Here is an 11,998-nt window from a genome sequence, read left to right on the forward strand (position 1 = left end):
AAGCACTTTACGACCGTGAAGAAGGGATGAAAAGGGATGCCCCTGAATTACATCAGGTTGCTTGCAGGTTTGCGAGGCGGCTTCCAGAAGGGCATTGCCGGGTGGCGGCTACGCCTTACCCGGCCTACAAAAACCACCAACCAAACCGGCGCTACCCCTCGCTCATCATCGCCAGAAACCGCTTCACCGTCCGCGAGCGTTCAAAACGCCGCCAGCAGAGCGCGATATCGGTATAAAGCTCCGGTGAGCTCAGCGCGTGGTAGGTGACATTCGGCGGAGAAATGGCCGCCATCGATTTCGGCACCAGGGCGAAGCCGCCGCCGGCGGAAACCATGCTCAGGGAGGATGAAAGCTGTGACGACTGCAGCGCGTGCTGCACGTCAATCCCGGCCCGTTCGCAGTTGCCGTAAACCCTGTCGTACAGGCCGGGCGCGACCTCCTGCGGGAAAAGCACCACCGGCGTATCACGCAGCTGATCCAGCGCCAGATCGCCGCTTGCTGCCAGCGGATGGTCGCGATGAAGCGCCACCACCATCGGCTCCCGGTCGAGGATTGTTAACTCGAACGCCTTGCTGCTCTCGCACGGCAGGCGCACGAAGGCGATATCCAGCTCACCCTCCGCCAGCATCGTCGTCAGCGAAGACATATTGGCTTCCACCTGGTGAACCTGCACCGCCATGTTCTGCACCTGGTACTGACGGATCAGGGCAAAAATTTTGGGATGAAAGGCGTCGGAGCTGGTGATGCCAATCGACAGGCTGCCGTTCAACCCGCGCGCGATGCCGCGGGCTTTCTCCAGCGCGGCATCGCTCAGCGCCAGGATCTTGCAGGCGTCCTCGTAGAAGGCTTCTCCCGCTTCGGTCAGCTCCACGCCCCGCGTCAGGCGTCTGAACAGCGGCGTACCCACTTCCTCTTCGAGCCGTTTGATCTGCTGACTCAGAGGAGGCTGTGAAATACCCAGCGCTTCGGCCGCCCTGGTGAAGTGTCGCTCGCGTGCAACCGCGACAAAATACCGCAGATATCGAAGTTCCATATCAAAAACGTCTCAAACCAGCATGGTTTCTATATTGGAACTCTCTGCTGAATCGGGTCAACATTTATTTAACCTTTATAAATAAAGTTGAAGAGGACCAGCACGATGCTGCATTCATCTGCCTGCGACTGTGAGGCCAGCCTGTGCGAGACCCTGCGGGGGTTCTCCGCCCAGCATCCTGACAGTGTGATCTATCAGACATCGCTAATGAGCGCCCTGCTAAGCGGCGTGTACGAGGGGGAGACCACGATCGCCGACCTGCTTTCGCACGGCGATTTTGGCCTTGGCACCTTTAACGAGCTGGACGGCGAGATGATCGCCTTCAGCAGCCAGGTCTACCAGCTGCGCGCCGACGGCAGCGCCCGGGCCGCGAAGCCGGAGCAGAAAACGCCGTTCGCGGTGATGACCTGGTTCCAGCCGCAGTACCGCAAAACCTTCGACGGGCCGGTCAGCCGCCAGCAGATCCACGACGTCATCGACCAGCAGATCCCCTCCGATAACCTGTTCTGCGCGCTGCGCATCGACGGCAACTTCCGCCACGCCCACACCCGCACGGTGCCGCGCCAGACGCCGCCGTACCGGGCGATGACCGACGTGCTGGACGACCAGCCGGTGTTCCGATTTAACCAGCGCGAAGGGGTGCTGGTCGGGTTCCGCACGCCGCAGCATATGCAGGGCATCAACGTGGCGGGCTATCACGAGCATTTCATCACCGACGATCGCCAGGGCGGGGGACATCTCCTCGACTACCAGCTGGAGAGCGGCGTGCTCACCTTCGGCGAAATCCGCAAGCTGATGATTGACCTGCCCGCCGACAGCGCGTTTTTACAGGCCAACCTTCACCCCAGCAATCTTGATGCAGCGATCCGTTCCGTCGAAAACTAACAGGAGAACTACCGTGAACAGTGAGAAACAGTCACGTCAGTGGGCGCACGGCGCCGATATGGTTGTCGGCCAGCTGGAAGCGCAGGGCGTGAAGCAGGTGTTTGGCATTCCGGGCGCGAAAATCGACAAGGTCTTTGACTCCCTGCTGGACTCCTCCATTGAGATCATTCCGGTACGCCATGAGGCCAACGCGGCGTTTATGGCGGCAGCGGTAGGGCGGCTGACCGGCAAGGCCGGGGTGGCGCTGGTCACCTCCGGGCCGGGCTGTTCCAACCTGATCACCGGCATCGCCACCGCCAACAGCGAAGGCGACCCGGTGGTGGCGCTGGGCGGGGCGGTGAAGCGGGCAGATAAAGCCAAGCTGGTGCACCAGAGCATGGACACCGTCGCCATGTTCAGCCCGGTCACCAAATACGCCGTTGAAGTGAATTCACCGGACGCGATTGCCGAGGTGGTATCGAACGCGTTTCGCGCCGCCGAGCACGGCAGGCCGGGGGGCGCGTTCGTCAGCCTGCCGCAGGATATTGTTGACCAGCCCGCGACGGGGGCGATTTTACCCGCCAGCGGCCCGGCGCTGATGGGCCCGGCACCGGAATCCGCCATTAACGACGTGGCGAAGCTTATCGAAAACGCCAAAAATCCAGTCATTTTGCTCGGCCTGATGGCCAGCCAGCCCGCGAACAGCGCCGCGCTGCGCACGCTGCTGGAGAAAAGCCGCATTCCGGTGACCAGCACCTATCAGGCCGCCGGGGCGGTGAACCAGGAACACTTCACCCGCTTTGCCGGACGCGTCGGTTTGTTCAACAACCAGGCAGGCGACAGGCTGCTCCACCTGGCGGATCTGATTATCTGCATCGGCTACAGCCCGGTGGAGTACGAGCCGTCCATGTGGAACAGCGGCGACGCCACGCTGGTGCACATTGACGTGCTGCCCGCTTATGAAGAACGTAACTACGTGCCGGATCTGGAGCTGGTGGGGAACATCGCCGAAACCCTGAACCTGCTCGCTAACCGCATCGAGCGTAAGCTGGAGCTGAGCCAGCGGGCATCAGAGATTCTGGTCGACCGTCAGCATCAGCGGGATCTGCTCGACCGCCGCGGCGCCTCGCTCAACCAGTTTGCCCTGCACCCGCTGCGCATCGTGCGCGCCATGCAGGACATCGTGAACAGCGACGTGACGCTCACCGTCGACATGGGCAGCTTCCACATCTGGATCGCCCGCTACCTCTACAGCTTCCGGGCGCGTCAGGTGATGATCTCCAACGGTCAGCAGACCATGGGCGTAGCGCTGCCGTGGGCGATCGGCGCGTGGCTGGTGAATCCGGGGCGCAAAGTGGTGTCGGTCTCCGGCGACGGCGGCTTCCTGCAGTCGAGCATGGAGCTGGAAACCGCGGTGCGCCTCAACGCCAACGTGCTGCACATCATCTGGGTGGATAACGCCTACAACATGGTGGCAATCCAGGAAGAGAAAAAATACCAGCGTCTTTCCGGCGTCGAGTTCGGGCCGGTCGATTTCAAAGCCTATGCCGACGCCTTCGGCGCGAAGGGCTTTGCCGTGGAGAGCGCGGACGCGCTTGAGCCGACGCTGCGCGCGGCAATGGATGTCGATGGCCCTGCCGTGGTGGCCATTCCCGTCGACTACAGCGATAACCCGCTGCTGATGGGCCAGCTCCATCTCAGCCAGATTTTGTGAATCAATATAAGGACAGAGAAATGCAAAAAGTTGCTCTCGTAACAGGCTCAGGCCAGGGGATTGGTAAAGCGATCGCGCTTCGCCTGGTGAAAGACGGCTTTGCCGTCGCCATCGCCGACTATAACGTTGAGACGGCGAAAGCGGTCGCCGATGAAATCACCCGCAACGGCGGTAAAGCCGTCGCCGTGAAGGTGGATGTTTCTGACCGCGAGCAGGTGTTTGCGGCGGTGGATAAAGCCCGCACCGCGCTGGGCGGCTTCGACGTGATCGTTAACAACGCCGGGGTCGCGCCGTCTACCCCTATCGAATCCATCACCCCAGAGATTGTCGACAAGGTTTACAACATCAACGTGAAAGGGGTGATCTGGGGCATTCAGGCCGCGATTGACGCGTTTCGTAAAGAGGGGCACGGCGGCAAGATCATCAACGCCTGCTCCCAGGCGGGCCACACCGGCAACCCGGAACTGGCCGTCTACAGTTCCAGCAAGTTCGCGGTGCGCGGCTTAACCCAGACCGCCGCGCGGGATCTCGCGCCGCTGGGGATCACCGTTAACGCCTACTGCCCGGGCATCGTCAAAACGCCGATGTGGGCGGAGATCGACCGTCAGGTCTCCGAGGCGGCGGGTAAACCGCTCGGCTACGGGACCGAAACCTTTGCCAAACGCATTACGCTTGGCCGCCTGTCCGAGCCGGAAGACGTGGCCGCCTGCGTTTCATACCTCGCCGGGCCTGACTCTGACTATATGACTGGCCAGTCGCTGCTGATTGATGGTGGGATGGTGTTCAACTAATAACGTAATACTAATAAGCTCTGACATGAGTTTTCCCCTGCCCCCGTGCAGGGGCTTTTTTTTGTCTCCTCCGCCATTGTGCATTACACTGCGCGCTGCAAAACTTTAGTCATTACGATCTGACAGGCGGTAACAGCGATGAACGGTACAATCACAACGTGGTTTAAAGATAAAGGCTTTGGATTTATCAAAGATGAAAACGGCGACAACCGCTATTTTCATGTGATTAAGGTCGCGAACCCCGATCTGATTAAGAAAGATGCCGCGGTGACCTTTGAGCCAACCACCAATAACAAAGGCCTCTCCGCCTATGCGGTGAAGGTGATCCCCGAAAGTAAGCACCTCTATATTGCGGGCGAGCGCGTGAAGCTCACTTCAATCAAATCCTTCGTGGTGTTCAGCGAAGAAGAGCCGGTTGATGCCAAAATCGACAAAGAGAACGCGGTGCTGTCGGTAGGGCTGCTGATGAACAGCATCAAGCCAAAGTCCGATAAAAAGCCGGGCGAAACGCGTTCGGTGAAGAAGCTGGCGATCACCACCTTCCAGAACACGACGATGATCTTTACCGAAGACGAGATCGACATCGACGCCACGGTGAAGCTGCTGAAGTGATTTTTTGCCGGGTGGCGGCTGCGCCTTACCCGGCCTACACGTTCTCTCTTCTCGTCCGCTTTTTAACCTGCTATAACAAATCCCTTACCTTTCAGGGAGTCAACGCCGTGCCCGAAATCAATCAACATGGTCAAACCGTTAACGATATCGTCCCGGACTGGAAATGCGCCCGCGTGTTAACCCGCACGCCGCTTACCGGCCAGTACTGCCGTCTTGAGCCGCTGGATGCGGAGCGTCACTCTTCAGATTTGTTCGAAGCCTATGCTCTGGGCGACGACAGCGACTGGACATGGCTTGCCAGCACGCAGCCGGAAAGCGTGGAAGCGACCGCGCACTGGGTACTGGGAAAGGTGCTGGACGATGACCTGGTGCCCTTTGCGGTGATCGATTTACGCACCGAAAAAGCGGTAGGGCTGGTGAGCTATATGGCGATCGAGCGGTTTCTCGGCTCGGTAGAAATCGGCCACGTCACTTGGTCGCGCAAGATGAAAGGCACCCGCATCGGCACCGAAGCGGTGTGGCTGCTGCTGAAAAACGCCTTCGAGCATAAGTACCGTCGGCTGGAGTGGAAGTGTGATTCGATGAATATCGCCTCACGTAGCGCGGCAGAGAGGCTGGGGTTTGTCTGGGAGGGACGGCTGCGCCAGAAGTTGGTGCGCAAAGGCCGCAACCGCGATAGCGATATGCTCTCTATTATTGACAGCGAGTGGCCGCAAAGGGACGCGGAGCTGCGCGCCTGGCTGGCGGCGGAGAATTTTGACGGGGAAGGGCGGCAGATTAAGCGGTTAGAGGAATTTCGGCAGTAATTTTCCCTCACCCTAACCCTCTCCCATAGAGAGAGGGAATAGGTTGTCACCCTCTCCCTGTGGGAGAGGGTCGGGGTGAGGGCATCAGGCAACTCAACGGCGAACCGGCGCCCCGTTCGCCACATAATACGCCGCCGTGCTCTTCGCCAGCGGCTCGCGCCCGCGAATGGCGTCGGCAATCTTTTCGCCAATCATGATGGTGGTGGCGTTCAGGTTGCCGGTGATAATCTGCGGCATAATCGACGCATCCACTACGCGTAACCCTTCCAGCCCGTGAACCCGGCCTTCGCCGTCAACCACCGCCATTTCGTCGTAGCCCATTTTGCAGGTGCCGCACGGGTGGAAGGCGGTTTCAGCGTGGTTGCGCACGAACTCGTCCAGCTGTTCGTCGGTCTGGCATTCGACGCCCGGGCTGATTTCACGACCGCGATACTTGTCCAGCGCAGGCTGGTGCATGATCTCGCGGGTGATGCGGATCGCGTCGCGGAACTCCTGCCAGTCCTGCTCGTGGGACATGTAGTTGAACAGGATCGCCGGATGCTGGTGCGGATCGCGCGACTTGATGCGCACGTGGCCGCGGCTCGGCGAGCGCATGGAGCCAACGTGGCACTGGAAGCCATGTTCTTTCACCGCGTTCGAGCCGTTGTAGTTAATCGCCACCGGCAGGAAGTGATACTGAATGTTTGGCCACTCGAACTCCTCGCGGCTGCGGATAAATCCGCCCGCTTCGAAGTGGTTGCTCGCGCCCACGCCTGTGCCGCCAAACAGCCACTCCGCGCCAATCTTCGGCTGGTTCCACCATTGCAGGGCAGGGTAGAGTGAGACCGGCTCCTTACATTCATACTGAAGGTACATCTCCAGGTGATCCTGCAAGTTTTCACCCACCCCGGGTAAATCATGTACCAGCGGGATATCAAACTGCTTCAGCAGTTCAGCGTTGCCCACGCCGGAGCGCTGGAGGATCTGCGGAGACGCGATGGCGCCCGCGCACAGCAGTACCTCTTTCTTCGCTGTCGCTTTTGACGGAATGGTGCTTTCGCCTTCCAGCCACTCGACGCCCACCGCGCGCTTGCCGTCAAAGATAATGTGATCGGTCATGGCGTGGGTGCGGATGGTCAGATTCGGGCGCGGTTTGGCCTGGTCCAGATAGCCGCGCGCGGTGCTGGCGCGTCGGCCCTGCGGCGTGACCGTACGGTCCATCGGGCCAAAGCCTTCCTGCTGATAGCCGTTAAGGTCGTCGGTGCGCGGGTAGCCCGCCTGCACGCCCGCCTCTACCATCGCTTCAAACAACGGGTTCACGCCCGGCTTAGAGGTGGTGACGCTCACCGGACCGTCGCCGCCGTGGTAGTCGTTCGGCCCCACGTCGCGGGTCTCTGCCTTGCGGTAATAGGGCAGGCAGTTGAGGTAGCTCCAGTGCTCCAGACCCGGTTCTATCGCCCAGTTGTCCAGATCCATCGCGTTACCGCGCACGTAGCACATGCCGTTGATCAGCGACGAGCCGCCCAGCCCTTTACCCCGTCCGCATTCCATGCGGCGATTGTTCATGAAAGGCTCAGGCTCGGTTTCATACGCCCAGTTGTAGCGCTTGCCCTGCAACGGGAAGGCCAGCGCGGCAGGCATCTGGGTGCGGAAGTCAAAGCGGTAGTCCGGCCCGCCCGCCTCAAGCAGCAGGACGGTGGTGTTCGGATCTTCAGTCAGTCGTGTTGCCAGTACGTTGCCGGCAGAGCCGGCTCCGATAATGATGTAGTCAAATTGCAAATAAACCTCCCGGTTAAAATATGGACTGGAATTTACCCATCTCAACCTGGATGGACTTCACCTGGGTGTAGCTCTGGAGCGTCATCACCCCGTTCTCACGGCCAATGCCGGAGTGTTTGTAGCCGCCGACCGGCATCTCTGCGGCGGATTCACCCCAGGTGTTGATCCAGCAGATGCCCGCTTCGAGCTGATGAATAGCGCCGTGGGCGCGGTTCAGATCGGCGGTGACGATGCCCGCCGCCAGACCGTAGTCGGTGTCGTTGGCGCGGCGGATCGCTTCTTCATCGGATTCATAGGAGAGGATGGACATCACCGGGCCGAAGATCTCTTCGCGCACGATGGTCATCTCGTCGGTGCAGTCGGTGAACACGGTCGGGGCCACCCACGCGCCGTTGTCAAAGCCGTCACCCTTCAGCACGTCGCCGCCGCACAGCAGGCGCGCGCCTTCCTCTTTGCCTTTGGCGATGTAGCGCAGCACGCTGTCGCGGTGCGGGAAGCTGACCATCGGGCCAAAGTTGGTGCGTTCATCGAACAGGTCGCCCGCGCGGATGCGGCCCACGCGCTCAACGATTTTCTGCTCAAACGCCGCCTTAAATTTCGCGGGCACGAACACGCGGGTGCCGTTGGTGCACACCTGGCCGGAGCTGAAGAAGTTCGCCATCATGGCGATATCTGCCGCGAGATCCAGATCCGCATCGTCAAACACTATCAGCGGCGATTTGCCGCCCAGCTCCATTGTCACTTCTTTAAGGGACGAGGCCGCCGAGTTCGCCATCACCTTTTTGCCGCTGGCCACGCCGCCGGTAAAGGAGACTTTCGCGATGCCCGGATGCTCGGTCAGGAACTGGCCGGTCTCTGCGCCCACGCCCGGCAGGACGTTAAACACGCCGTCCGGCACGCCCGCTTCGGTGTAGATTTCAGCAAGCTTCAGGGCGGTAAGCGGGGTCACTTCGCTCGGCTTGAAGATCATCGCGTTGCCCGCCGCCAGCGCCGGGGCCGATTTCCACAGGGCGATCTGGATCGGGTAGTTCCACGCCCCGATGCCCGCCACCACGCCCAGCGGCTCGCGGCGGGTGTAGACGAATGAGGTGTCGCGCAGCGGGATCTGGCTGCCTTCCAGCGCCGGGATCAGCCCGGCGTAATACTCCAGCACATCCGCGCCGGTGACGATGTCGACGGTGGAGGTTTCGGAATACGCTTTACCGGTGTCGAGGGTTTCCAGTTTTGCGAGCTCGTCGTTACGCTCGCGCAGGATATCGACGGCGCGACGCAGGATGCGCGAGCGCTCCATGGCGGTCATCGCCGCCCAGATTTTTTGCCCGCGCTGTGCGCTTTCCACGGCGCGGTCGACGTCTTCTTGCCCGGCGGCCTGCACGGTCGCCAGAACTTCACCGTTGGCCGGGTTGATGGTCTCGAAGGTGCGACCGCTGGTGGCGGATGTATAACCACCATTGATATAAAGCTGCTGTTCTGCCATTCGGGACATAAATCCTCCTCGGTTATTCGGTCGGTAAATGCTGGCTGATAAAGTGGCTGGTGAGCGATTGCGCCAGGGTTTTATCCAGCGGCTTGCCGCTCAGCGCGGCGCGCAGCCACAGCCCGTCGATCAGCGCCGCCAGCCCGTAGCCCGCCTCTTCGGCCTGTTCACGCGGCAGCTCGCGGCGGAACTCGTACACCAGGTTCGACAGAAGACGGCGGCTGCTCACCTGCTGCAGGCGGTAGAGCATCGGCTGGTGCATGCTGCTCGCCCAGAAGGCCAGCCAGGCCTTCATCGCCGCGCCGCTGGTCTGGGTTTCATCAAAGTTGCCGCCGACAATGGCCTGCAATCGCTGCTCCGCGCTGGCGTCCGGCAGGGCGTGCAGACGACTCAATACCGCGTCGCGCAGCTGGCCGGTGATGTCGCGCATGGTCGCTTCCAGCAGACCGTTTTTGTCTTTGAAGTAATGGCTGATGATCCCCGTGGAAACGCCCGCCCGACGGGCGATCTGCGCGATCGTCGCGTCATGCATACCCACTTCATTTATTGCTTCCAGCGTGGCGTCAATAAGCTGCCTGCGCCGGATCGGCTGCATTCCCACTTTGGGCATTTTTGCCACTCCATTCATCAGCGTTGGTTAACCATTAAAGCGGTTTTTGATTGGACGTTCAATATAAAATGTGTCTTAATTGTTGCGGATTTGAATTTCAATAGTTACAAAAACAGTGGGGATACTGGATGACAGACCTTTCACAGGACAGAGAAAAAGACAAAATCAATCCGGTCGTTTTTTATACTTCCGCCGGGCTGATTTTGTTGTTTTCCCTGACGACGATCTTCTTTCGTGATTTTTCTGCCGAGTGGATTGGGCGCACCCTGAACTGGGTGTCGAAGACCTTCGGCTGGTACTATCTGCTGGCGGCGACGCTCTATATTGTCTTCGTGGTCTGCATTGCCTGCTCGCGCTTCGGTTCGGTGAAGCTCGGCCCAGAGCAGTCCAAGCCCGAGTTCAGCCTGCTGAGCTGGGCCGCGATGCTGTTTGCCGCAGGCATCGGCATCGACCTGATGTTCTTCTCCGTGGCGGAACCGGTCACGCAGTATATGCAGCCGCCGGAAGGGGCAGGGCAGACGATGGAGGCCGCGCGCCAGGCGATGGTCTGGACGCTGTTCCACTACGGTCTGACCGGCTGGTCGATGTACGCCCTGATGGGCATGGCGCTCGGATACTTTAGCTATCGTTATAATTTGCCCCTCACCATCCGCTCTGCGCTGTATCCGATTTTCGGTAAAAAAATTAACGGCCCGATTGGCCACAGCGTCGACATTGCGGCGGTGATCGGCACCATTTTTGGTATCGCGACCACGCTCGGGATTGGCGTGGTGCAGCTCAACTACGGGCTGAGCGTGCTGTTTGACATCCCGGATTCGATGGCGGCGAAGGCGGCGCTGATTGCGCTGTCGGTGATTATCGCCACCATCTCGGTGACCTCCGGCGTGGATAAAGGGATTCGCGTGCTCTCCGAGCTGAACGTCGCGCTGGCGCTGGGGCTGATCCTGTTCGTGCTGTTTATGGGCGACACCTCGTTCCTGCTCAATGCCTTAGTGCTGAACGTGGGTGATTACGTGAACCGCTTTATGGGAATGACGCTGAACAGCTTCGCCTTTGACCGTCCGACAGAGTGGATGAACAACTGGACGCTCTTCTTCTGGGCGTGGTGGGTGGCGTGGTCGCCGTTTGTCGGCCTGTTCCTGGCGCGTATTTCGCGTGGGCGCACCATCCGTCAGTTCGTGATGGGCACGCTGATCATCCCGTTCACCTTTACCCTGCTGTGGCTGTCGATTTTCGGCAACAGCGCGCTGCACGAGATCATCCACGGCAATGCGACTTTTGCCCAGGAAGCGATGGCGCACCCGGAGCGCGGCTTCTACAGCCTGCTGGCGCAGTATCCGGCGTTTACCTTTAGCGCGTCCGTAGCGACCATTACCGGCCTGCTGTTCTACGTCACCTCGGCGGACTCCGGCGCGCTGGTGCTGGGGAACTTCACCTCGAAGCTCAAGGACATTAACAGCGACGCGCCGAACTGGCTGCGCATCTTCTGGTCCGTCGCCATCGGCCTGCTGACGCTCGGCATGCTGATGACCAACGGTATCTCGGCGTTGCAGAACACCACGGTGATCATGGGCCTGCCGTTCAGCTTCGTGATCTTCTTCGTGATGGCCGGGCTGTATAAATCGCTTAAGGTGGAAGACTACCGCCGCGTCAGCGCCAGCCGCGACACCGCCCCGCGTCCGCTGGGCGCGCAGGACAGGCTGAGCTGGAAAAAACGTCTCTCGCGCCTGATGAACTACCCCGGCACGCGCTACACCAGCCAGATGATGGAGACGGTCTGTTTCCCGGCGATGGAAGAGGTGGCCCAGGAGCTGAAGCTGCGTGGCGCCTACGTGGAGCTGAAAAACCTGCCCCCGGAAGAGGGCGAAAATCTGGGGCACCTGGATCTGCTGGTGCACATGGGCGACGAGCAGAACTTTGTCTATCAGATCTGGCCACAGCAGTATTCGGTTCCCGGCTTTACCTACCGGGCGCGCAGCGGGAAGTCGACCTACTACCGGCTGGAGACCTTCCTGCTGGAAGGCAGCCAGGGGAACGATTTGATGGATTACAGCAAGGAGCAGGTGATCACGGACATTCTGGACCAGTATGAACGGCACCTGAACTTTATCCATCTGCACAGGGAAGCGCCGGGGAATAGCGTGATGTTTCCGGATGTTTGAGGCTTGATCTGAAGAACCTACAAAGGCAGCGCCGCTGCCCTCATGCCGGGTGGCGGCGATGCCTTACCCGGCCTACAAAACCGGTTTATCGTAGGCCTGATAAGCGAAGCGCCATCAGGCGTTTAATGAGCATTGGATCTGAAGGGCAATATTTCCTTTCTTTATCTTCAC

General features: G+C 60.1%; 10 protein-coding genes. 6 read left to right on the top strand and 4 right to left on the bottom strand.

What is annotated here, in order from left to right:
* Nucleotides 1–151: 151 nt before the first annotated feature.
* A complete protein-coding gene (locus EXW94_RS15845) occupies nt 152–1,033 on the bottom strand; it encodes a LysR family transcriptional regulator (protein WP_174340505.1) in 882 nt (293 codons plus the stop codon).
* A 105-nt stretch (nt 1,034–1,138) separates the two neighbouring features.
* On the opposite strand from EXW94_RS15845, the gene budA reads away from it, so the two are divergent.
* The 5 genes from budA (at nt 1,139) to EXW94_RS15870 (ending at nt 5,820) form a co-directional block, all read left to right on the top strand.
* The gene (gene budA, locus EXW94_RS15850) at nt 1,139–1,918 is read left to right on the top strand and encodes an acetolactate decarboxylase (RefSeq protein WP_174340506.1); all 780 of its coding nucleotides are present in this window, start codon (nt 1,139–1,141) and stop codon (nt 1,916–1,918) included.
* Complete coding sequence (alsS, locus tag EXW94_RS15855; RefSeq protein ID WP_217436470.1) at nt 1,890–3,611, top strand: acetolactate synthase AlsS; 1,722 nt, start codon at nt 1,890–1,892, stop codon at nt 3,609–3,611. The genes budA and alsS overlap by 29 nt, the downstream gene beginning before the upstream one ends.
* Before the next feature lie 20 nt (nt 3,612–3,631).
* Nucleotides 3,632–4,402, top strand: coding sequence for a (S)-acetoin forming diacetyl reductase (locus tag EXW94_RS15860; protein WP_174340508.1), 771 nt, complete (start codon nt 3,632–3,634; stop codon nt 4,400–4,402).
* Nucleotides 4,403–4,540: 138 nt separating this feature from the next.
* A complete protein-coding gene (locus tag EXW94_RS15865) occupies nt 4,541–5,014 on the top strand; it encodes a cold-shock protein (protein ID WP_010428355.1) in 474 nt (157 codons plus the stop codon).
* Between the two features lie 107 nt (nt 5,015–5,121).
* Nucleotides 5,122–5,820, top strand: coding sequence for a GNAT family N-acetyltransferase (locus EXW94_RS15870; protein ID WP_174340509.1), 699 nt, complete (start codon nt 5,122–5,124; stop codon nt 5,818–5,820).
* A 93-nt stretch (nt 5,821–5,913) separates the two neighbouring features.
* Here EXW94_RS15870 and betA read toward each other — a convergent pair whose 3' ends face one another.
* The 3 genes from betA to betI are packed head-to-tail and all read right to left on the bottom strand — an operon-like array spanning nt 5,914 to nt 9,665.
* Nucleotides 5,914–7,578 (bottom strand): choline dehydrogenase, encoded by a 1,665-nt coding sequence (betA, locus tag EXW94_RS15875; protein ID WP_174340510.1) that lies wholly within the window; start codon nt 7,576–7,578, stop codon nt 5,914–5,916.
* A 13-nt stretch (nt 7,579–7,591) separates the two neighbouring features.
* Complete coding sequence (gene betB / locus EXW94_RS15880) at nt 7,592–9,064, bottom strand: betaine-aldehyde dehydrogenase (RefSeq protein ID WP_174340511.1); 1,473 nt, start codon at nt 9,062–9,064, stop codon at nt 7,592–7,594.
* A gap of 13 nt (nt 9,065–9,077) precedes the next feature.
* Complete coding sequence (gene betI, locus EXW94_RS15885; protein WP_010428377.1) at nt 9,078–9,665, bottom strand: transcriptional regulator BetI; 588 nt, start codon at nt 9,663–9,665, stop codon at nt 9,078–9,080.
* A 128-nt stretch (nt 9,666–9,793) separates the two neighbouring features.
* Here betI and betT point away from each other — a divergent pair, with 128 nt between their 5' ends.
* Nucleotides 9,794–11,827: a choline BCCT transporter BetT gene (betT, locus tag EXW94_RS15890; protein WP_023296083.1), complete on the top strand. Its 2,034-nt coding sequence runs from the start codon at nt 9,794–9,796 to the stop codon at nt 11,825–11,827.
* Nucleotides 11,828–11,998 lie beyond the last annotated feature (171 nt).

Source organism: Enterobacter sp. JMULE2 (genome assembly GCF_013337145.1).
Classification (GTDB): domain Bacteria; phylum Pseudomonadota; class Gammaproteobacteria; order Enterobacterales; family Enterobacteriaceae; genus Enterobacter; species Enterobacter mori.